Source organism: Microbacterium sp. KU4F (assembly GCF_056868075.1).
Map to the genome: position 1 here is coordinate 3,268,184 of NZ_CP200324.1, position 21,415 is coordinate 3,289,598.

The 21,415-nt window shown below is 69.8% G+C and carries 17 protein-coding genes; 13 read left to right on the plus strand and 4 right to left on the minus strand.

What is annotated here, in order from left to right; all coding sequences use genetic code 11:
- Window positions 1-16 precede the first annotated feature (16 nt).
- Together AC1VNH_RS16150 and AC1VNH_RS16155 are read left to right on the plus strand one after the other, a co-directional pair.
- Window positions 17-469 carry a hypothetical protein gene (locus AC1VNH_RS16150; protein ID WP_483112572.1) on the plus strand — a complete coding sequence of 151 codons (453 nt, stop codon included), beginning with the start codon at window positions 17-19 and terminating at the stop codon, window positions 467-469.
- Window positions 466-1,422: a bifunctional riboflavin kinase/FAD synthetase gene (locus AC1VNH_RS16155; protein WP_243227153.1), complete on the plus strand. Its 957-nt coding sequence runs from the start codon at window positions 466-468 to the stop codon at window positions 1,420-1,422. Before AC1VNH_RS16150 ends, AC1VNH_RS16155 begins: the two co-directional genes overlap by 4 nt.
- Here the strand turns inward: AC1VNH_RS16155 and AC1VNH_RS16160 are convergent.
- On the minus strand, window positions 1,391-2,782 hold the full coding sequence (locus AC1VNH_RS16160) for an MFS transporter (protein ID WP_483112574.1): 1,392 nt from the start codon (window positions 2,780-2,782) through the stop codon (window positions 1,391-1,393). The two genes, AC1VNH_RS16155 and AC1VNH_RS16160, sit on opposite strands and share 32 nt — an antisense overlap.
- A gap of 94 nt (window positions 2,783-2,876) precedes the next feature.
- On the opposite strand from AC1VNH_RS16160, the gene AC1VNH_RS16165 reads away from it, so the two are divergent.
- The 4 genes from AC1VNH_RS16165 (at window position 2,877) to AC1VNH_RS16180 (ending at window position 9,231) form a co-directional block, all read left to right on the plus strand.
- Window positions 2,877-5,096 carry a heavy metal translocating P-type ATPase gene (locus AC1VNH_RS16165; RefSeq protein ID WP_483112576.1) on the plus strand — a complete coding sequence of 740 codons (2,220 nt, stop codon included), beginning with the start codon at window positions 2,877-2,879 and terminating at the stop codon, window positions 5,094-5,096.
- A 72-nt stretch (window positions 5,097-5,168) separates the two neighbouring features.
- The gene (locus tag AC1VNH_RS16170) at window positions 5,169-5,771 is read left to right on the plus strand and encodes a hypothetical protein (RefSeq protein WP_483112577.1); all 603 of its coding nucleotides are present in this window, start codon (window positions 5,169-5,171) and stop codon (window positions 5,769-5,771) included.
- Window positions 5,772-5,936: 165 nt separating this feature from the next.
- Window positions 5,937-8,084, plus strand: coding sequence for a DEAD/DEAH box helicase (locus AC1VNH_RS16175; RefSeq protein ID WP_483112578.1), 2,148 nt, complete (start codon window positions 5,937-5,939; stop codon window positions 8,082-8,084).
- A gap of 118 nt (window positions 8,085-8,202) precedes the next feature.
- Window positions 8,203-9,231: a 6-phosphofructokinase gene (locus AC1VNH_RS16180; protein WP_137416521.1), complete on the plus strand. Its 1,029-nt coding sequence runs from the start codon at window positions 8,203-8,205 to the stop codon at window positions 9,229-9,231.
- Window positions 9,232-9,415: 184 nt separating this feature from the next.
- Here the strand turns inward: AC1VNH_RS16180 and AC1VNH_RS16185 are convergent, their stop codons facing one another.
- The 3 genes from AC1VNH_RS16185 to AC1VNH_RS16195 form a co-directional block, all read right to left on the minus strand.
- Window positions 9,416-10,192: a DUF559 domain-containing protein gene (locus AC1VNH_RS16185; protein ID WP_483112579.1), complete on the minus strand. Its 777-nt coding sequence runs from the start codon at window positions 10,190-10,192 to the stop codon at window positions 9,416-9,418.
- Between the two features lie 368 nt (window positions 10,193-10,560).
- Window positions 10,561-12,663 carry a S9 family peptidase gene (locus AC1VNH_RS16190; protein ID WP_483112580.1) on the minus strand — a complete coding sequence of 701 codons (2,103 nt, stop codon included), beginning with the start codon at window positions 12,661-12,663 and terminating at the stop codon, window positions 10,561-10,563.
- A gap of 47 nt (window positions 12,664-12,710) precedes the next feature.
- Complete coding sequence (locus AC1VNH_RS16195) at window positions 12,711-14,201, minus strand: GMC oxidoreductase (protein WP_483112581.1); 1,491 nt, start codon at window positions 14,199-14,201, stop codon at window positions 12,711-12,713.
- 246 nt (window positions 14,202-14,447) lie between these two features.
- On the opposite strand from AC1VNH_RS16195, the gene AC1VNH_RS16200 reads away from it, so the two are divergent.
- The 7 genes from AC1VNH_RS16200 (at window position 14,448) to AC1VNH_RS16230 (ending at window position 21,402) form a co-directional block, all read left to right on the plus strand.
- Window positions 14,448-15,752, plus strand: coding sequence for an extracellular solute-binding protein (locus AC1VNH_RS16200; RefSeq protein WP_483112583.1), 1,305 nt, complete (start codon window positions 14,448-14,450; stop codon window positions 15,750-15,752).
- A 121-nt stretch (window positions 15,753-15,873) separates the two neighbouring features.
- Window positions 15,874-16,725: a carbohydrate ABC transporter permease gene (locus tag AC1VNH_RS16205; protein ID WP_483112584.1), complete on the plus strand. Its 852-nt coding sequence runs from the start codon at window positions 15,874-15,876 to the stop codon at window positions 16,723-16,725.
- Window positions 16,725-17,549, plus strand: coding sequence for a carbohydrate ABC transporter permease (locus AC1VNH_RS16210; RefSeq protein WP_483112585.1), 825 nt, complete (start codon window positions 16,725-16,727; stop codon window positions 17,547-17,549). Before AC1VNH_RS16205 ends, AC1VNH_RS16210 begins: the two co-directional genes overlap by 1 nt.
- A 31-nt stretch (window positions 17,550-17,580) precedes the next feature.
- On the plus strand, window positions 17,581-18,531 hold the full coding sequence (locus AC1VNH_RS16215) for a sugar phosphate isomerase/epimerase family protein (protein WP_483112586.1): 951 nt from the start codon (window positions 17,581-17,583) through the stop codon (window positions 18,529-18,531).
- Window positions 18,528-19,652 (plus strand): Gfo/Idh/MocA family protein, encoded by a 1,125-nt coding sequence (locus AC1VNH_RS16220; protein WP_483112588.1) that lies wholly within the window; start codon window positions 18,528-18,530, stop codon window positions 19,650-19,652. Before AC1VNH_RS16215 ends, AC1VNH_RS16220 begins: the two co-directional genes overlap by 4 nt.
- A 188-nt stretch (window positions 19,653-19,840) precedes the next feature.
- Window positions 19,841-21,067 (plus strand): inorganic phosphate transporter, encoded by a 1,227-nt coding sequence (locus AC1VNH_RS16225; RefSeq protein ID WP_243227161.1) that lies wholly within the window; start codon window positions 19,841-19,843, stop codon window positions 21,065-21,067.
- Complete coding sequence (locus AC1VNH_RS16230) at window positions 21,067-21,402, plus strand: peptidase (RefSeq protein WP_483112589.1); 336 nt, start codon at window positions 21,067-21,069, stop codon at window positions 21,400-21,402. Before AC1VNH_RS16225 ends, AC1VNH_RS16230 begins: the two co-directional genes overlap by 1 nt.
- Window positions 21,403-21,415: the final 13 nt, after the last annotated feature.

Sequence of the window (21,415 nt, forward strand, 5' to 3'; positions counted from 1 at the left end):
CTAGGATTGTCAGGTCATGGCACCCGCGAACCGCCCCCGCATCACCGGCCTCGGCCGCGTGCTGGTCGCGGTGTACGCGGTGCTGGCCCTCGCTGCCACGGGCCGATCGCTCGTGCAGATCATCGAGCGATTCGATGCGGCGCCGCTGGCGTTCACGCTGTCGGCGATCTCCGCGGGGGTCTACATCCTCGCGACGGCGGCGCTCATCTTCTCGCACTCGCGCTTCTGGTACGCCGTCGCATGGATCGCCATCGTCTTCGAGATGGTCGGGGTGCTGGTCGTCGGATCCGTCAGCCTGTTCCGGCACGACCTCTTCCCGGAGGAGACGGTCTGGAGCTGGTTCGGGTCGGGCTACGTCTTCGTGCCGCTGATCCTTCCGTTCGTCGGGGTCTGGTGGCTGTTCACCCATCGGCCCGGGCGCGCGGCGGCGATGCCGGCTCCCGCCCGTGTCGAAAGGTCCGTCTGGTGATCGTCTTCCACGGGCCTCAGGAGGTTCCCGCAGGCTTCGGCCCGTCCGTCGTCGCGATCGGCAAGTTCGATGGCGTGCACGCGGGGCACCGCGTCCTTCTCGAGCGCGCCAAGGTCGAGGCGGCGGCGCGCGGAGCCAAAGTCGTCGCCGTGACATTCGATCGCAACCCGCTCGCTCTGCTGCGACCGGATCGTTGCCCGGAGAACCTCGTGGGGGTCACGCAGAAGCTGCGCCTGCTCGCAGAGACCGGCATCGACGCAGCGATGGTGCTCACTTTCGACGCTGCGCTGGCGGACCTGCAGCCGCGGGAGTTCGTCCGGGGCATCCTCGTCGAACCCCTCGGCACTTGCGCCGTCCTCGTCGGCAACGACTTCCGGTTCGGTCGCGGGGGAGCGGGAGACCCCGACACGCTCGAGCGACTCGGCGAGGAGTTCGGCTTCAGTGTCGGTGTCGTCGACGACGTGAGCGCGATCGACGGCGGTCGTCGGGTGTCGTCGACCTGGGTGCGTGAACTGCTGGCGGAGGGCGACGTGGAGGGGGCGGCGAAACTGCTCGGCCGCCCGGCATCCGTGCGCGGCGAGGTCGTCCACGGCCTCAAACGCGGCCGCGAGCTCGGATTCCCCACCGCGAACCTGAGCCCGTCACTGGAGGGATTCGTCCCCGCCGACGGCGTCTACGCCGGATGGCTCGTGGACGAGGCGACCGGGCTGCGTTCGGGGACGCGCTATCCCGCCGCGATCTCGGTGGGAACGAACCCGACCTTCGACGACGTGCCGACACGCCAGGTGGAGGCGCACGTGCTCGACGAGCAGGGGATCGACCTCTACGGCCACGAGGTGGATGTGCAGTTCGTGCAGCGCGTGCGCGGAATGGTGGCGTTCGAGGGCATCGATGCACTGATCGCCCAGATGGCGGACGACGTCACGCAGGTGCGTCGGATGCTCGGCGCGTAGCCGAGTCCGTGCCGCCTCGGATGCCGAGTGCGGATGCGAGGGCGCCGACCGTCATGAGCAGGGCCACGAAGACCATCGCGGTGTGAAGACCCGCAAGATCCAGCGCGTTGCCGACGACCACGCCGATGGCGGCGACGGCGAGGAGTCCGGCCACTCGGGCGACGGCGTTGTTGACCGCAGAAGCGATGCCCGAGCGCTCGGAGGTCACGGAGCCCAGCACAGCGGCGGTGAGCGGTGCGACGGTCAGGGTCAGGCCGATCCCGAACAGGAGCATGCCGGGCAGTACCTGCGTGAAGTAGTCGAATGGTTCGCCCACGCTCAGCAGGAGGAGGGACCCCGCCGCCATGACTGCCGGCCCGACCGTCATGAACCACCGGGGTCCGACCTTCCCGGCCCAGGCTCCGGCGCGCGAGCTGAACGCGATCATCAGGAGCGTCGGCGGCAGGGATGCGAGCCCCGCGACTGTCGCCGAGAGCTCCGCCGTCTGCTGCAGGTAGATGGTCAGCACGAGTCCGTTGAGCGAGAGGCCCGCGTAGACGAAGAACGTCGTGAGGTTGCCTGCCCAGAAGTTACGGGCGCGGAACAAGGACAGCGGCATGACCGGTGACGGCGCGACGCGTTGCCGCCAGATGAAGCCGGCGAGCAGGAGCAAGCCGCCGATCGCGCCGGTCCAGACCCACGGAGAGTCGGCGCCCAGCCGAGGCTGCTCGATGAGCGCGAACACCAACGCGCCCAGACCTCCCGTGCTGAGCACCGCGCCCAGCACATCGATCCGCGCGCCCGGCGTACGCAGCTCCGGGATCCGGGTCAGGAGCAGGAGGGTGGGCACGACGGGAAGAACGGTCACTACGAACACCCAGCGCCACGAGAGGAGATCGACGAGCAGGCCGCCGACGAGGGGGCCGACGAGGGTGGCGACGGTGGTCGCCCCGGTCCAGATCCCGATCGCGCGGGAGCGCTGGGCGCCCTCGAAGCGTGCAGTCAGCAGCGCGAGGGAGCTGGGGACGAGGAGCGCACCGCCGACACCCTGGACCGCCCTGAGCGCGATGAGCCACTCTGCACTGGGTGCGAAGGCGAGAGCGAGTGAGGACGCACCGAAGATCAGGAGCCCGATGCGCAGGATCCGCACCCGTCCGAAGGCGTCGCTCAGAGAGCCGGCGACGAGGATGAACGCCCCCAGCGTCACGAGGTAGGCATCCACCACCCACTGCTGCGTGGCGAGGCCGCCGCCGAGCTCCCGGGAGATGGCGGGCAGTGCCACGTTGACGATGGTGCCGTCGAGGAACGACACGAAGGAGGCGAGAACGGCGACGCCGATGACGACGCCGGCGCTCGCGGGCATGTTCTGACGGGTCGCCATGCTGCTCACGCTACGCCCTGCCCCGCACGGCGCGCACGCCTCGCGGAATACCCCTGGGGGGTATATCGTTGCGAAGGGCGAGGAGGATGACAACATGCACGACAGCGGCAGCACCACCCGTGAGGCGGTCCTGGACATCGAAGGAATGACCTGTGCCAGCTGCGTGGCGCGGGTGGAGAAGCGACTCGTCGCGGTCGACGGCGTGGCGGCGGCGGTCAACCTCGCGACCGAGTCCGCTCACGTGAGCTACCCCGCGGACCTCCCGGAGGAGCGGCTCGTGGAGGCGGTCGCGCAGGCGGGCTATACGGCCCGCATCCGGCCGCGCGCTCATCCCGAAGGCGGTCACGTGCACGAGGCGGAGGATGCGCCCGGGGCCACCACCCTGCGCACGCGCCTGATGGTCAGCACCGCCCTGGCGATCCCCGTCGTCGCGCTCGGGATGGTTCCGGCGTGGCAGTTCCCCGGATGGCAGTGGCTGTCGCTGGTGCTCGCGGCTCCCGTGGTGCTGTGGGGCGGATGGCCGTTCCACCGTGCAACGTTCGCGAACCTCCGCCACGGAGCGCTGACCATGGACACGCTCATCACGATGGGCACCTTCGCCGCGTTCGGATGGAGTCTGTGGGCGCTGCTGTTCGGATCCGCCGGGCGTTGGGGCATCCGGCACGAGGTCGTCCTGATCGGGCCGGTGCACGACGCCACTTCCCTCGTCTACTTCGAGGTGGCCGCCGCCGTCACGGTCTTCCTGCTGCTCGGACGCTACATCGAGCAGCGGTCGCGCCGCGCGGCCGGTGCGGCGCTTCGCGCGCTCGGCGAGCTGACCGTGCCCGAGGTGCAACTCGTCGACGGGCGCACGGTAGCACTGGAGACACTGCGTCCGGGAGACGTGTTCGTGACGCGTCCGGGCGGGACGCTGGCCACCGACGGAACCGTCGTGGACGGACGGGCGGATGTGGACGAGAGCATGCTCACCGGCGAGGCCGTTCCCGTCGCCGTCGTGCCGGGATCCTCGGTCACCGGCGGCACCATCGTGCACGGCGGCGCGCTGAGCGTTCGGGCGGATGCGGTCGGTGCCGACACGCGGCTCGCACGCATCGCCCAACTCGTCGAGAACGCGCAGATGGGCAAGAGTCGCGTGCAGCGCCTGGCGGATCGGATCTCCGCTGTCTTCGTGCCGATCGTCATCGTGCTGGCGGTGCTCACCCTGATCGGATGGATCCTCGCGGGCGGATCGGTCGTCGAGGGATTCGTCGCGGCCGTCGCCGTGCTCATCATCGCCTGCCCGTGCGCTCTCGGGCTCGCCACCCCCGTGGCCATCCTGGTCGGCACCGGCCGCGGTGCACAGCTCGGCATCCTCGTGACCGGGCCGGACGCCCTCGAGAACGCGCAGCGCATCGACACGGTCGTGCTCGACAAGACCGGTACCGTCACGACCGGGCGGATGCGCGTGCGCCGCGCGGTCGTCGCGCCCGGCGTCGACGCGGCGCGGGCACGTCGCATCGCCGGGGCCCTCGAGGCCGGTTCGGAGCACCCCGTCGCCCGCGCGCTGGCCCTCCCGGACGCGCCCGTCGTCGCCGACTTCGCTGCCGTTCCCGGCCGTGGTGTGCTCGGTGAGGTCGAGGGGGTCCGCGCGTTCGCCGGGAACGCCGCGCTCGCCGCGGCTGAGGGGGCGCAGCTGCCTGGCGACCTCGCCGCCGCCCTCGAGGACAGCGTGGGGACCAACGTCATCGTGGGGTGGACCGACGATGACGGGCGCATGCACGCCGCTGCCGTCTTCGAGCTGGAGGACGCTGTGCGCGAGGATGCGGCCGAGGCGGTCGCCGAGCTCTCCCACGGCGGCATGCGCGTGCTCATGCTCACCGGCGACGCCGAACCCGTCGCCCGTCGGGTGGCGGCAGAGGTCGGGATCGGCGAGGTGAGGGCGCAGGTCGGCCCCGAGGGCAAGCTCGCCGTGATCACACAGCTGAAGGGGGAGGGGCGGCGAGTGGCGATGGTGGGCGACGGCGTCAACGACGCCGCAGCTCTCGCCGCCTCCGATCTGGGGATCGCGATGGGGGCGGGAACGGATGCCGCCCGCCATGCCGGAGACATCACGCTGACCGGATCGCGGCTCAGTCAGGTCGGAACGGCCCTTTCCCTCAGCCGTCGGGTGATGTCGGTCATCCGAGGCAATCTGTTCTGGGCCTTCGCGTACAACGTCGCCGCGCTGCCGCTGGCCGCATCCGGCCTGCTGAACCCGATGATCGCCGGCGCCGCGATGGCGTTCTCGAGCCTGTTCGTCGTGCTCAACAGCCTCCGACTGCGCCGGGCGGGCTGACGACGACGCGGCTGCCGGGGAGGCCGGGATGCTGCATCTAATGTCGAACCTGTCCCACTCCCGGAGGTTGTCGTGATCCGCAAGTCCCGTTCATTCGGCGTCGCTCTCGGCATGTGCGCCGTCGTCCTGGCGCTGACTGCCTGCGTCCCCGAGCCGACGGAGACGACGTCGCCATCCGGGTCGACGGCGCCCTCCGAATCCCCGACACCCGGCTCGTCGCCGTCGGCCTCGCCCTCGTCGACGCCGCGCCCGCAGGCGCAGGAGATCGAGCTGCCGGCCTCGTGCGACGCGATCTACTCGGCGTCGATGCGCAGCCGTCTCGGTGCCGAGCTGCCACCGCTGAACGACGCCGGCGTCGACATCGCGTCGACCCAGGTCGCGTCCCTCAGGGGCTTGATCGACTCGGGCGTGCCCACCTTGCGCTGCACGTGGGGAACCGCGCCCGGCGCCGCGCTCGCGACGAGCGTGACGATCGTGGATCCGACCGATGCGCCGCGCATTCAGGACATGTTGGCTGCGGCTGGCTTCGTGTGCGCTGACGACTCCGGCGGCATCCTGTGCACGAACGGCAATGAAGCGGACTTCCTCCGCGGCAACGGCTGGGTCGCGACCTCATGGAGCGCGAGCGTGCCAGACGGGTACACGGAGGACATCGCAGCCACTCTCTGGGGGTGAGACTGCTAAAGCACGCTCGATGCTCTAAACTGTGAGCGTCGGCCCGGATCCCTGCATCCACGTCAGGCCCGGTCGACTCTCTCGCGTACGAGCCGGCACCGAGCCGCCCGCGAGACTCGAAACACCGGTCGACGGTCCGTTGCGGACCCGACGCTCAGGAGGAGCATGCCGACCACGGCACCGGCGGCGCAACGCCGTAGAAAGTCCTCGTCCGCCAAGCGCGACGACGAGGCCCCCGTCATCCCGATCCTCGCGCGCAAGGTGCGCGAGGTCGAGGCCAAGGCTCAGCGCGGCAAGCTGGGCCCCACCAACCGCGTCAAGTTCCAGGTCATCGCCTTCCTGGTGCGCGAGGAACGCGCCCGCGTGAAGTCCGACACGACTCTCACGGACGCGTCCCGCGCCGAGCTGCTCAAGCGGCTCGACGGCGTGGCGACCATCCTCGCCAAGACCGCCGCCCGCGACACATCCCTCATCCAGCTGCTCGAAGTCGACCAGGCGACCTCGCCGGTCGCGAAGCGGATGCGGCGCGACTGGCTGCTGGAGTCCGGGGCGGAGCTCGCGCCCGACGAGCTGATCATCACGGATGCCGCGCCGGCGACGCCCGTGGCCATGATTCCCGCCGCCGCCGCATCCCGGCAGGTCGTGCCGCCGCAGGTCGAGGCCCGCCAGATGGCGAACCCGTTCCTCGCGCCGGATCTGACCCCGCGCTCCACCGGTAGCACCCCCCGCCGTCGTCTGGACGACTGGGAGCTCATGGGCCCGCTGTACAAGGCGTTCGAGACGGGCGCCGGCGGGGGAGCGGCCTCGATGGAGTTGCCTCCCGTCCCGGAGTTCGACCGTCTCTCGCCCAAGGGGCTCGAGGTCATGGCGCACCAGTCGCGCTTCCTCGAGGCCGTGCGCGAGGGGCACCGCAGCTTCCTGCTGGCCGACGAGCCCGGTCTCGGAAAGACGGCGCAGTCGGTGCTGGCCGCATCCGTCGCGAACGCGTATCCGCTGCTGGTCGTCGTGCCCAACGTCGTCAAGATGAACTGGGCGCGCGAGGTGCACCGGTGGACGCCGCAGCGGCGCGCCACGGTCATCCAGGGCGACGGCGAGAACATCGACGCGTTCGCCGATGTCTTCATCGTCAACTACGAGGTCCTCGACCGCCACCTGTCGTGGCTCAGCACGATCGGCCTGGGCGGCATGGTGGTCGACGAGGCGCACTTCATCAAGAACCTCACCTCGCAGCGCTCCCGGAACGTGCTGGCCCTGGCCGGCCGCATCCGCGAGGCGCGGCGAAACCCCCTCATGCTGGCGCTGACGGGTACGCCCCTGATCAACGACGTCGAGGACTTCGACGCGATCTGGCGCTTCCTGGGCTGGACCAACGGCGAGAAGCCCGGTCCCGAGCTCATGGCCAAGCTCGATGAGACGGGGCTCACGCCCGCCGACAAGGCGTTCTACCCGCAGGCGCGGAGCGCCGTCATCTCCATGGGCATCGTCCGTCGGCGCAAGACCGACGTGGCGGCTGATCTTCCCGACAAGCTCGTCGCGGATCTGCCCGTCGAGCTGGACGACGAATACGGCCGCTCGATCCGGCACGCCGAGCGCGAGCTGGGCGAGCGTCTGGCGGCGCGGTATCGCCGCATCATCGAGGCCCGTGGCGAGCGCGGCCTGTCGATCGGCGAGATCGACGAGGACATCGTGCGCCTGGTCGCCCAGCACGAGCTCGACGAGTCGAAGGCCGCCGCATCCGGCAGTGAGAACGTCTTCACCATGGTGCGCCGCATCGGCCAGGCCAAGGCGCTGCTCGCGGCGGATTACACCGTGCAGCTACAGCGCTCGGTCGGCAAGGTGGTCTTCTTCGCGAAGCACATCGACGTCATGGATGCGGCCGAGGCGCACTTCGCCGCGGCCGGCCTGAAGACCGTGTCGCTGCGCGGCGACCAGACCGCCATCGCTCGCCAGGCGGCCATCGACGCATTCAACTCCGACCCGGAGGTCGCTGTTGCGGTCTGCTCCTTGACCGCCGCCGGCGTCGGCGTCAACCTGCAGGCAGCATCCAACGTGGTGCTCGCGGAGCTGAGTTGGACCGCCGCCGAGCAGACGCAGGCGATCGACCGCGTGCACCGCATCGGACAGGACGAGCCGGTCACGGCGTGGCGCATCATCGCCGCGCACACGATCGACACGAAGATCGCCGAGCTCATCGACGCCAAGCAGGGCCTGTCGCTGCGCGCGCTCGACGGTCACGCGGTCGAGCCCGGTTCCAGCGACTCCGTGCAGCTGTCCGCGCTCATGCATCTGACGCGGTCCGCGCTCGGCGGCTGACCCGCATCCATATGCACGGCCCCGGGTGTGCGCCCGGGGGCTCCGGGGCGATAGTGTCGGTGAGGCAGCGTCGCCCCATTCCCCGGAGCACCATCACCCGGAAAGCAGGGACTCCAGCATGAAGATCGGTATTCTCACCAGCGGCGGCGATTGCCCCGGACTGAACGCGGTCATCCGCGGTGTCGTGCTCAAGGGCACCACGACCTACGACCTCGAGTTCGTCGGCATCCGCGACGGATGGCGCGGCGTGGTCGACGGCGACTTCTTCCCGCTGACGCGGCACGAGGTCAAGGGCCTGTCGAAGGTGGGCGGCACGATCCTCGGCACCAGCCGCACCAACCCCTACGAGGGTCCGCGCGGCGGCGCCGAGAACATCGCGAAGACCCTGTACGGGCACCGCATCGACGGCATCATCGCGATCGGCGGCGAGGGCACGCTGGCGGCCGCCAACCGCCTCGCGAACGACGGCATCAACGTGCTCGGTGTGCCGAAGACGATCGACAACGACCTGCGGGCGACCGACTACTCGTTCGGTTTCGACACGGCCGTCAACATCGCCACCGACGCGATGGATCGTCTGCGCACCACCGGCGACTCGCACCAGCGCTGCATGGTCGCCGAGGTCATGGGCCGTCACGTGGGCTGGATCGCGCTGCACGCGGGTATCGCCGCGGGCGCGCACGTGATCTGCATCCCCGAGGTCCCGATGTCGATCGACGAGATCGTCGACCAGGTCAGCCGCGCGCACGACCGCGGACGTGCGCCGCTCGTCGTCGTCTCCGAAGGCTTCAAGCTCACAGGCATGGACGAGGCGTTCAGCGACAAGGGCCTCGACGCCTTCAACCGCCCGCGCCTCGGCGGCATCAGCGAGGTGCTCGCCCCGGAGATCGAGCGCATCACCGGCATCGAGACCCGTGCGACGGTGCTCGGCCACATCCAGCGCGGCGGATCTCCCTCCGCCTTCGACCGTGTGCTCGCGACCCGCCTGGGCCTGCACGCGGCCGACGCGATCGTCGACGGTGCGTGGGGTCAGATGGTCGCCATGCGCGGCACCGACATCGTGCGCGTCCCGTTCGCCGAAGCCCTCGGCGAGCTGAACACGGTTCCCCAGTACCGGTACGAAGAGGCCGCCGCGCTCTTCGGCTGAGCCGTCGCTCGTCCCCCTTCCGGGAGGCGCGCCAGGGCATGTCCCACTTGCCGCAGGACATGTCCCACTTGCCGCACTTTTGGTGCTCCGATCTTGCAGCAAGTGGGACACGCCTCGCGGGCTATTGCGGCAACTGGGACACGCTGCGTCCTAGGCCCCCATCCCCATATCCGGATCAGCTGCGTCAATGCCGCCAACCGGCGCGCGCCAGGGCCTGCCGGACCTTGTCCACCGCCACTCGGCCGTCGCCACGCATGTGGTGATTCAGGATGCGCACGAGCTCCCAGCCCTCGGCGCGGATCGCGTCCCAGCGGTCGGCGTCCTTCGCGAACTGGCGCGCATCTTCTGCGTGCACACGCCCGTCGTACTCGACGCCGATACGCCAACGCCGGTACGCGAGGTCGAGCTCGGCGACATGCCGACCGTGCGCGTCGGAGAGCGTCCAGTTGATGTCGGGTTCGGGGAGACCGCTTCGCTGGAGCAGCAGCCGCAGCCGCGTCTCTCGTGGCGAGCGGGCGCCGGGGCGCACATCTCGCAGGGCGGCGGACAGACGGCCTCGCACGTCGCCCATCGCGTCGATCTCGTCCTTCAGCTCGGCCGCGCTCGAGAGCGGATGCGGTCCCGACACGAGGAACTCGGCCGCGCAGATGAGGTCGTCGACGCCCCAGGCGGTGGCGGCTTGGCGCCATGCGCGTGCCGGGTGCTCGACCGGGTGCCCCGCGTGCTCACGCGTCGCCGGTTCGCGGAGCTGAAGACGATGACCCCTGACGCCGACGATGCGTGGCTCTCGCGCGGGCCGGTGGGCGTAGACATGGATCTCGGTGGCGTGAGGCCATTCGGGAACGGGAACACCGTAGAGGGCGAGCGCGGTCTCGCCTCCGAAGAACTGCCACGGCCGTAGCCGAGGCGCGTACTCATCACACCTCCCGCGGATGTCGTCTCCCGCGGCCGCATCCGCCACGGAGCGGACGCCGCGATAGGGGACCCGCAGAGCCGACCGACGAAGTCGGTGAGGCGAGTGCCCGAGCGCCACCGCGTCCGCGACGGCGAAGTGAGGCGGAAGGTCGGGGGAAGAGGATCAGCCGGCGCCATACCTCCGAGCATCCGGTGCCCGGACGGCGGGGCAGGCGCTGTGCACAGCGCTCGCGGCCCTCATTCCGCCTGTGGAGGAGCCTCCCAGCCAGCGTGTCCCACTTGCCGCAGCTTTCGGTGCCGAGAACTGCGGGAAGTGGGACATGCGTTGCGGGAAGTGGGACATGCCGGCGGGGCGGGCTGCCGGATCCGGGTGCGACGGGGCCGGGCCGGCGACCGCGGCGGGGATCGGCGGGGTCAGGCGAGGCCGAGGACGTCCAGCATCCAGGCCTGTTCGTACGCGCGCTCGCGCCAGGCGTTGTAGCGCCCGCTCACGCCGCCGTGGCCGGCGACCATCTCGCACTTGAGGAGCGCATCGGCGCCGACCTCGCGCAGCCGTGCCACCCACTTCGCGGGCTCCACGTACAGCACGCGGGTGTCGTTGAACGAGGTGACGGCCAGGATGCGGGGATACGCCACACCCTCACGCACGTTCTCGTAGGGCGAGTACGTCTTCATGTATGCGTACACCTCGGGGTCGTGCAGCGGGTCTCCCCACTCATCCCACTCGATGACCGTCAGCGGGAGCGAGGGGTCGAGGATCGTCGTCAGCGCGTCCACGAACGGCACGTCGGCGAGGATCCCGGCGAACAGCTCCGGTGCGAGGTTCGCGACGGCGCCCATCAGCAGACCGCCCGCCGAGCCGCCCTCGGCGACGAGGAGCTGCGGCGAGGTGTAGCCGTGGTCGATCAGGTGCAGGGCGCAGTCGACGAAGTCGGTGAACGTGTTGCGCTTGGCCAGCAGCTTCCCGTTCTCGTACCACTCGCGGCCCATCTCGCCGCCGCCGCGTACGTGGGCGACCGCGAAGATCACCCCGCGGTCGAGTTCCGAGAGGCGCGCGACCGAGAACGCCGGCTCGATGGAGTGCTCGTAGGAGCCGTAGCCGTACAGGTGCACGGGTCGAGGCGCAGCCCCCGCATCCCCGAACGAGCGCTTCCACACCAGCGAGACGGGCACCTGCGTTCCGTCCTGCGCGGTGGCCCAGACACGAGCCTGAGCGTAGTCGGCGCTCTCGTAGCCGCCCAGAACCGGCTGCTGCTTGCGCACGAGACGCTCGCCGGTGGCGGGGTCATAGTCGAAGACCGTCGAGGGCGTCACGAACGAGCCGTAGCCCAGGCGGATGAGGGGAGGAGCCCACTCGGGGTTGCCCGCCGTCCCGACGGAGTAGAGCGGCTCGTCGAACTCGACCTCGGCCACTGCGCCGTCGGCGTAGTCCAGCATGCCGAGTCGCGCCAGCCCCTCGCGGCGGTAGGCCAGCACCCCCCAGTCGCGGAAGGCGGACAACCCCAGCAGGCGGCGTCCTGCCTGGTGCGGCACGACGACCTCGCGCCCACCCTGCGGATCGGATGCGGACACTCGCACGAGCTCGAAGTCCACCGCCTGGTCGTTGTGCAGGATGTAGAGCACGTCCTCGCCGTCGACCACGGCGTGGTCGCTGTCGTACTCCACGCCCTCTCGGCGCGGCCAGATCACGCGTGGCTCGCCGCGCAGATCGTCGGCGGGAAGCAGCCACTCCTCGGAGGTGATGGAGGAGCCGACCCCGATGACCAGGAAGCGGTCGCTGCGGGTGAAGCCGGCGCCGACCCAGAAGCGGTCGTCGTCCTCGTGGAACAGCAGCGCGTCATCGGTGACCGGGGTGCCGAGCTCGTGGAGCCAGACCTTGTCGGGTCGCCAGGCGTCGTCGACGGTCGAGTAGACGACGAAGCGCCCGTCGGGAGACAGTGAAGCGCCCGCGAACGTGCCCTCGATGACATCGGGCAGCGTCGCGCCCGTCTCGAGGTCGCGCACGCGCAGCGTGTACCGCTCGTCTCCCGACGTGTCGACGCCGTACAACAGCAGCCGGCCGTCGGTGGAGACCTCGAAGGTGCCGAGGGAGAAGAACTCCTCCCCGTCCGCCTCCGCATTGCCGTCGAGCAGCACCTGCTCACCCGGCAGCGCACTCTCCGGGACCGGAGGCGTCCAGTCGTCGGGGGAGGCGAGCGGCGCGCGGCAGTGGATGCCGTACTGCTTGCCCTCCTCGGTGCGCGAGAAGTACCACCACGCACCGCGCCGGGTGGGCACGGAGAGATCGGTCTCGAGCGTGCGTCCCTTGATCGCCTGGAAGATCTGCTCGCGAAGACCCGCGAGGTGCGCGGTGCGTGCATCCGTGTAGGCGTTCTCGGCCTCGATATGAGCCACGACGCTCGCGTCGTCCTTGTCGCGGAGCCATTCGTACGGGTCGTCGAAGACGTCGCCGTGGTGCGAACGCGAGCGGACCTTGCGAGCGGCATGCGGGGCTGCGGGGATGGCGGAGTCGGTCACCGTTCCACGCTAGTCGGGTGCGGCGGGTTCCGGCCGCGACGAGCGACTCAGGCCTCGAGCGCGCGCACGATCGCGCGCGCCGCACGGACCGCCGTGACGGTGCCGGCCGCCGTGATGTTGGCGGCGACCGCCCCCGGCAGAACGCCGTTGCCGGCGACGAAGAGGCCCTCGGTGCCCCACACGGCGCCGTCGGGGTCCACGACACCGGTGCCGTCATCCGTTTCGCTCATACGCACCGTTCCCGAGTAGTGCAGGGATGAGCCGGGCGGCAGCAGGAGCGTGTTGGCGACGGCATCCGGCCCCGCCACAGCCTCGAAGGCCACCCGCTGCTCGCGGGTCGCGCGCTCGATGAGAGCCAGGTCGGCCTCGCTGTAGTCGTAGTGGATACGGGCGCGGGGCATGCCGAGCGCATCCGTCTCCGTCTCGGAGAACTCGATGCGAGATGTGTCCCTGACCTCGGTGGGCACATAGACGCTGATGCCGACGGCCATCGCCACGGCCTCCTGGAGATCTTCGGAGAACAGCGGGCCGACGCTGATCTGCCAGTGGAAAGGCTGCGCGTCGTCGCTGTGCGGCAGCCAGAGCGAGTCCGACATCCATTCTCCGTCGCCGAGCGGCGGAACCTCGTCGATGCCGAGATGGTGCGGTTCCGCGAACACCCTTCCGGTGACGAACGCGTGCTCATTGAGATAGCGGCCGAGTGCGCGCGGGCGTATCCCGGAGGCGAACAGGAGTTGCGGGCTGCGCAGGGCATCCGCGGCGACGACGACGTGGTCCGCACGGAGTTCACGGCGCTCGCCGGTGGTGAGATCCTCGACCTCGAGTCCGCGGGCGCGCTGTCCATCGACCAGGATGCGCCGCGCGAGCGTGCCGGACAGCAGTGTCACGGCCTGCGACGACCCGTCGAGTTCCGGGAGGATGACTCCCGGGTCGGTGCGTCGACGTTCGATTCCGTCGGTGCGGAAGACGCCCATGGGCATGATCTGCGGTCCGCGTCCGGGTGCGCTGACGCCGCCGAACGCGCGCGTGAGCGCGTCGAGGACGGCCGCGCCCGCGGGCGTCGGGCCGAAGCGGTCGGATCCGATCCGCAGAATGCTGCGCACTCGCTCATAGTCGGCGTCCCACTCGGGTGCGAACGCCGCCGGGATCTCCCGGCCCCACGGCGTGGGACACGCGGCGGTCCAATGGGATCCCATCCCGCCGACGTTCCACGCGCTCGCTGCCCCGGGCATCTCGGTCGCGTCGTGTCCGAGCGCAGCGAAGTCGTAGAGCCCGAACGCCGTTGCGCTGCGAGCATCGAAGGATCCCGCCGTCGAGGCGCCGACATACATGGACTGCACGCCGGCCGCGACGTGCGCGTGATACGCGTCCCGGGTGCCGGCGTCGGCGGAGTCATGGAGGTGGCGTGCGGGCTCGCCCTCTCCCGCAGGGCCCGCCTCGACGATCGTGATCCGCGTCCCCGGGCGCAGCCTGCCCACTTCAGCGGCGACGGCGGCACCCATGATGCCGCTGCCCACGATGAGTACGTCCGCGTCCACGGATCCTCCAGATATGTCGATGATCGGTATAAGACGACTATTGCGATGCAAAAGACGTCTGATGCGTGGATAAAGTTTCGCGCTCGTAACGAATTCTTGCCCGCTGTGACGCCGATGTTAATTCTGTCAACATCGGCCGGATCGGCTTCCGGCGTGACCATAGCCTGGCCGCGGCTCGGCATCTGCCGCCGGCGCCCTCCCCGCTCCACGGGCGCACCCACCCGCATCCCGAAAGGCCGTACCACCATGTCTGCACTGCCTTCGCGTTCGCTCCGGCGCACGCTCCTCGTTTCCGGGGTCGCCCTGACCGCCGCTGTCGTCCTCGCCGGCTGCGGTCGAGCATCCGGCGACTCCGAGGCGGCCACCGACACCGTCGTGGGCGACGACGCCGCGACCGGCACCATCGAGTTCTGGGCGGCCGGCGCGGAGGGTGACGCGCTCCCCGCCTTCTTCGAGGACTTCGAGAAGGAGAACCCCGACGTCACCGTCAACGTGACCTCGATCCCGGAGTCGGAGTTCGCCACCAAGGTCGCCGCCGCCGTCGCGGCCGGCAACGTCCCCGACGCGACGTTCCTGCTCTCGCAGTCGCAGGCGAGCATGCTCGCCACCGACGCCTTCGCCCCGGTTCCCGACGGCCTCGTCGACGGCGACGGCTTCTTCGACAACATGTGGGACGCCGCCCAGTACGACGGCGCTGCACACGCCGTGCCCTGGTACACCTACGCCCAGGCCTTCTACTACCGCAAGGACCTGGCCGACGCCGCAGGCGTCGAGCCGCCCGCGACGTGGGACGACTACCCGGCGTTCGCCAAGGCCATGCAGGCAGAGGGAGTGACGTTCCCGATCGGCCTCTCGGCGGAGTGGAACGAGTACACCGCGCAGCAGTTCAACGACTTCAGCGTTCAGGCGGGCGGGTCGCTCATCTCGGACGATCGCACGGAATGGACGATCGACACTCCGGAGAACCTTGCGGCGCTCGAGACGTTCACGAACCTCTTCCTCGACGGGTACGCCTCGCCGGACGGCCCGACCTTCCTCGACACCGTGCCGTGGTTCACCTCGGGGCAGATCGGCGCTTACGTCAACGGGCCATGGTTCCCGGCGTGGCTCGACGAGGCCAATGGGGAGGGCTGGTCGAGCAAGAACCTGGGTGTCGCGCTCAACGCGGCAGGTCCCGGTGGCAGCACCTCGGCGATCGGCGGCGGCAGCCTCGCGGTCTTCGAGGACGCCAAGAACGCGGACGCGGCGTGGAAGCTCGTGCGCTGGATGTCGCAGCCCGAGAACCAGGTCGCCTGGTACGAGCGCTTCGGCAATCTGCCCGCCGTCGAGGCGGCGTGGGACGAGCCCGTGATCGCGGACGACCCCTTCCTGACGGTCATCAAGGAGGCGATTCCGATGGCGAGTGCTGTCCCCGCTGTTCCCGGCTGGCTGGAGGTCTCGGCGATGCTCGGTTCCGAGATGGAGCGCGCTGCCCGTGGGCAGGCGACGCCGGCCGAGGTGCTCGCCGCCGCACAGGCCAAGGCCGACGCGATCGGCACCGGCGTCGAGTGAGCGTCGGACGACCATGACGAGTTCCACACTCACCCGAGGGGAGACGCGCGCGAGCCGTCTCCCCTCGGGGAGCGCCCCGCCGAGCGGGCGGGCCCGCCGAGCGCGCCCGCGTCAGAGCCCGGTGGCCTGGGTCTTCCTGCTGCCGACACTCATCGTCGTCGGGCTGTTCACGGTCGTTCCGGGCCTGTTCGCCCTGGCGTTCAGCTTCACCGACATCGGGCTGCGAGACATCCGCGACCCCCTCCAGGTCGACGTCGTCGGCGCCGACAACTTCACGGCGCTGTTCGCGAACCCCGACTTCCTGCGCTCCATCGGCAACACGGTCCTCTTCGTCGTGATCGGCGTCCCGCTCACGATCGGCATCGGGCTCGCCCTCGCGATTCTGCTGGGCAGCGGCATCCGGCGTCTGCGCCCGGTCTTTCGTGCGGCCATCTATCTGCCGGTCATCGCGAACATCGTCGCCGCATCCGTGATCTGGAAGTACGCGCTCACCTACGAGGGCCCGGTCAACGAAGCACTCGCGGCGATCGGCATCGCCGGGCCCAACTGGCTCGGGGATCCGGCATGGGGCGTCACCTCGGTGATCATGCTCACGGTCTGGCGCAACGTCGGGACCGCGATGGTGCTGTTCCTCGCCGGACTCCAGGCCGTTCCCGAAGAGGTCTACGAGGCCGCCGCCATCGACGGCGCGGGCCCGTGGCGGCGGATCGTGCACATGACGCTGCCGTTGCTGCGGCCGACGACTCTGCTGGTGACGGTGCTCATCACCGTCATGTACATGAACATCTTCGAGGAGCCCTACCTGCTCACCGGCGGCGGCCCCTTGGACTCGACGAGATCGATCTCCCTTTGGGGCTATCAGCAGTTCGGTTACGGGAACATCGCCGCCTCCATGGCGGGCTCCTTCGTGCTGATCGTGTTGGTGGCCGTGGTGAGTGTCGTGCAGTTCCGGATGCTGAGGCCCAAACACTGATGCGTACCTCCCGACTGGGCAGCGCGCTGCTCTACGTGCTCATCACCGTCGTGTGCGTCGTGATGCTCATCCCGTTCGTCCTGGTCTACTTCGGCGCGTTCAAGACGCAGGGGGAGTTCACTGCGAACCCCGGTGCGTGGCTCCCGGAGTCCTTCGGCAACCTCGCCAATTTCGGGATCCTCTTCGACCGCGGGTTCGGCCAGTACTTCCTGAACGGTGTCATCGTCTCGGCGCTCGTCGTCGCCGGCAACCTCGTGTTCAGCTCGCTCGCCGGATACACCCTCGCGAAGCTGCACTTCCGCGGTCGCGGGTTCGTCTTCGCGCTGGTGCTGGCGACGATGATGGTGCCGATCGTCGCCATCTTCGTGCCGCAGTTCATGGTGGCCGTGCAACTCGGGCTCGTCGACACGCTGTTCGGGATCGCGCTTCCCATGCTCGTCCTGCCGATCGCGGTGTTCGTGGTCCGTCAGTTCGCCCACTCGATCCCAGAGGACCTCATGGAGGCGGCACGGCTCGACGGCGCGGGGGAGTTGCGCATCTTCGGCCAGATCTTCCTCCCGCTGCTCGCGCCGGCGCTCGCCACCGTGAGCGTGTTGACCTTCCTCGCTTCGTGGAACGCCTTCATCTGGCCTCTGGTGATGGCGCAGTCTCAGAGCACGTATACCCTGCCCGTCGGGCTCGCCGTCGCCGCCCAGGCCAACCAGACGACCGAGTTCGGCGTGCTACTCGCGGGTGCGGTCGTGGTGCTGCTTCCCGTGCTGATCCTGTTCCTGTTCCTGCAGAAGTACTTCGTGCAGGGCATCGCCGCCACCGGTCTCAAGTGAGTCCGTGCGCTCCGCTTCGAAAGGTTCCGTCATGACGATCCGACGCTCACAGGTCGCCCTCAACCCCATCCAGTGGACCAACCTGCCGCCCGATCCCACCGTCCCGGGAAGCACGGGCCGGTGGCGCTACGGAGAGCCGTCGTTCGTCGCGGACTACCCCGACGTTCTCGCCGCCGTGGCCGCATCCGGATTCGACGCCACGATGATGGAGGTCCTGGATACGCAGACCCTCCAGAGCTACGCGGCGATGATCGAACGCGCAGGCCTGCGCGTCGCACCCGGCTACGCCTCCATCGGGCTGCCGGAGGACGAGGGACTGGACATCGCGCCCGGCAGCGCCGAGTGGGCGCGCTGGTTCAATCCCGTTCGTCGTAAGGCGGAGGAGTCGCTCTTCTTCGGTCTGAACACGGTCTTTCTCGCGCCGATGGTCGATTACCGGCTGCCACGCTGGTCCGAGCGCGCGGCGGTCGGATACCTCGCTGATCGCGACCGGCTCCTGCGGCAGGCCGACATGCTCGCCGAGGCGGGCCGCATCCTGCGCGCGGAGGGCGTGCGTGCCGGGCTGCACAACCATGTCGGCACCTGGGTCGAGACCGAGGAGGAGATCGAGACCGTGCTCGCCGAGGTCGATCCGGACGTCCTGGGGGCGTCGTTCGATCTCGGCCACCTCGCGTGGGCGGGCATAGATCCTGTCGCGATGGTCGCGCGTCATCGCGATCGCATCATCGACCTCCACATCAAAGACCACTCCGCAGCCCTCGTCGCCGAGAACCGGGCGAACCCCGGCCCGTACGAGCGCGTCGCCTCGCAGCCCTTCTTCCTCGAGCCCGGCAGCGGTGACATCGACATTCCGGGCGTGCTGGCGCAGCTCGGTGACGACTTCGGCGGCTGGCTGGTCATCGAGGTGGATCAGTTGCACGGCGACCCGGACGCGAGCGCCCGTCGCAGTCGCGCGTGGGTCGAGCAGACGTTCGCCGCGTGAGCGCGCTGCGCGCCGCGATCATCGGGACCGGGATGATCGCCGAGGTCCATGCGCGCGCCGTCCGCACGGTCGGGGGGCGCTTGACCGGCGTTCTCGGCTCCCGCCCGGAGCGAGGAGTGCAGGCCGCCCAGCGCTGGGGCGGTCGGGGCTATCTCGATCTCGACGATCTCCTGGCCGACACCCCGGATGTCGTCCACGTGTGCACGCCGAACGCCACCCATGCGCCCTACGTGCGCGCACTGCTGGAAGCCGGCGTCGCGGTCGTGTGCGAGAAGCCGTTGGGGCTCGACGGGGCCGAGGCGCACGATCTGGCCGCGCTCGCCCGACGGGCGGGGGTCATCGCCACCGTCCCCTTCGTCTACCGTTACCACCCGCTCGTGCGCGAGATCCGCTCACGGGTGGCCCGAGGCGCCTTGGGGCGAGTCCTGCTCATGCACGGCACCTATCTGCAGGACTGGATGCTGGACGCCCGCACCGCGAACTGGCGCGTCGACCCCGCGCTCGGCGGCGGCTCGCGCGCCTTCGCGGACATCGGCTCGCACTGGTGCGATCTGGTCGAGTTCGTCAGCGGGGAACGCTTCGACGCCGCATCCGCGCAGTTCGCCCTCGCGCACCCCGAGCGTCCTGTCGGCAGCGATCACGCCTTCGGCAGCATCGCTGCGCCCGAACGGCCCACTGCGCCCGTCGAGACCGAGGACGCGGCGATCGTCGCGTTGCGCACCCGGTCGGGGGTCCCCGCCAGCGTCGTCGTCTCGCAGGTGTCGGCGGGACGGAAGAACCGGCTGTGGTTCGAGATCGACGGCACATCCGCGAGCGCCGTCTTCGATCAGGAGACGCCCGAGACGGTGTGGTTCGGTACGACGAACGGGGCGAGCATCCTGCGGCGCGCCGAGGCGGAACCCTCGCCGGCACAGGCCCGGTTGAACGCGTTCCCGGCAGGGCACGCGCAGGGATGGGGTGATGCGTTCGCCGCGTTCGTCTCTGACACATACGCCGCGGTGCGCGGTGAGGCGCCGGACGGTCTTCCGACGTTCGACGACGGCGCGCGTGCCGCCGACATCGTCGACGCGGTGCGCGCCTCGGCGCGCTCCGCCTCCTGGGAGGCCGTCGCGACGCCCTGAGCGTGGGCGCCGGATCACCGAACGGGCGAGTCGGAGGTTACGCCCGGCGCACTGAGTTGACCGGGAGGGCGGGCGATGTAAGGATTCCGTGTGGTCGGGTTAACGAATGCCGACTTCACGGTGAACTGTTCGTTCGCGCCGCCGTTCGCTCGGCTCTCCCTCCTTCTCCCTCTCCCCGAAAGCGAACGGTGGAAACCGCAGCACTGATCGTCGTCCTGATCATCGGACTCGCGCTCTTCTTCGACTTCACCAACGGCTTCCACGACACCGCCAACGCGATGGCCACGCCCATCGCGACGGGTGCCCTGAAGCCGAAGGTCGCCGTCCTGCTCGCAGCGGGTCTCAACCTCGTGGGCGCCTTCCTGTCCACCGAGGTCTCCAAGACCATCTCGCACGGCATCGTGCGCGAGGACCAGATCTCACCCGGAGCCTTCCTCCCGCTGATCTTCGCCGGGCTCATCGGTGCCATCACCTGGAACATGCTCACGTGGCTGCTGGGTCTTCCCTCGAGCTCGTCGCACGCGCTGTTCGGCGGCCTCATCGGCGCGACGCTCGTGGGCATCGGCGCCTACGCGATCGACTTCGGCGTCGTGCTCAGCAAGGTCATCCTCCCGGCACTGATCGCTCCGGTGACGGCGGGTGTCATCGCCTTCGCCGCGACCAAGCTCGCGTACGCCGTGACCCGGCGCTACGACGGCAAGCCGGACGGACGCGACGGGTTCCGATGGGGGCAGATCTTCTCGTCCTCGCTCGTCGCCCTCGCCCACGGCACCAACGACGCGCAGAAGACGATGGGTGTGATCACTCTTGCGCTGATCATGGCCGGTTGGCAGGACTCGGCTCACGCCGATCCTCAGCTGTGGGTCATCTTCGCCTGCGCCTTCACGATCGCCCTCGGCACGTACATGGGCGGCTGGCGCATCATCCGCACGCTCGGCAAGGGCCTCACCGACGTGAAGCCGGCCCAGGGGTTCTCGGCGGAGAGCTCGACCGCCGCCACGATCCTCGCGTCCAGCGCCCTCGGGTTCGCCCTGTCGACCACCCAGGTGGCATCCGGCTCGGTCATCGGGTCCGGGCTCGGTCGCCGCGGCGCGAAGGTGCGCTGGCGGACGGTCGGTCGGATCACGATCGGATGGCTGCTCACCCTTCCGGCCGCCGGCATCGTCGGCGCGGCGGCGGCTCTCATCGTGGCCTGGCTCGGCCCGTGGGGCATCGCGATCGACGCGGTCCTGGCCGTGATCATCGTGCTCCTGCTCTTCCTGCGTTCCCGCCGTGACGAGGTCACCGCCGCCAACGCCATGAGCGAGGTCGCCGACTCCGGGCGTGCCGTCAAGGTCAAGCGCAACCCGCCGCCCACGCGCCGCCAGCGTCGCCTGGAGCGCGAGCGGGCACGCCAGGAGAAGGGACAGCGCTGATGGACATCCAGATCGATTGGTTCGCCTTCGTCCAGGTCTTCTTCGCCGCCCTCATCGCGGCCGTCGCCGTCGTCGGGAGCTATGCTCTGGGCCTTCGGATGCTGGTGCGCGCCGGGCGAGCGCCGGTGGTGGCGCCGGTGGAGTTCACCGATGCGATCACCGTCATGAGCGACAAGCAGCGCGCCAAGGCGGAGAAGGCCGCGGCGAAGGCGGCCAAGCGCTCGCCGCTGACGGTGGGGCAGAAGCGGTTGGCCTTCGCCGTCGCGTGCGCGGCGTTCGGATTCTGCGCACTGGCCGTCCTGTCGGGGCTGCTGCTCATCGTCATCGGTCACTGATCCCGGCGTCGGC

Bases quoted from the DNA above. Each gene is read 5' to 3' on its own strand.
- AC1VNH_RS16160 (WP_483112574.1), bottom strand. From the start codon at position 2,782: ATGGCGACCCGTCAGAACATGCCCGCGAGCGCCGGCGTCGTCATCGGC.
- AC1VNH_RS16180 (WP_137416521.1), top strand. From the start codon at position 8,203: ATGAAGATCGGTATTCTCACCAGCGGCGGCGATTGCCCCGGACTGAAC.
- AC1VNH_RS16210 (WP_483112585.1), top strand. From the start codon at position 16,725: ATGCGTACCTCCCGACTGGGCAGCGCGCTGCTCTACGTGCTCATCACC.
- AC1VNH_RS16150 (WP_483112572.1), top strand. From the start codon at position 17: ATGGCACCCGCGAACCGCCCCCGCATCACCGGCCTCGGCCGCGTGCTG.
- AC1VNH_RS16175 (WP_483112578.1), top strand. From the start codon at position 5,937: ATGCCGACCACGGCACCGGCGGCGCAACGCCGTAGAAAGTCCTCGTCC.
- AC1VNH_RS16165 (WP_483112576.1), top strand. From the start codon at position 2,877: ATGCACGACAGCGGCAGCACCACCCGTGAGGCGGTCCTGGACATCGAA.
- AC1VNH_RS16215 (WP_483112586.1), top strand. From the start codon at position 17,581: ATGACGATCCGACGCTCACAGGTCGCCCTCAACCCCATCCAGTGGACC.
- AC1VNH_RS16200 (WP_483112583.1), top strand. From the start codon at position 14,448: ATGTCTGCACTGCCTTCGCGTTCGCTCCGGCGCACGCTCCTCGTTTCC.
- AC1VNH_RS16230 (WP_483112589.1), top strand. From the start codon at position 21,067: ATGGACATCCAGATCGATTGGTTCGCCTTCGTCCAGGTCTTCTTCGCC.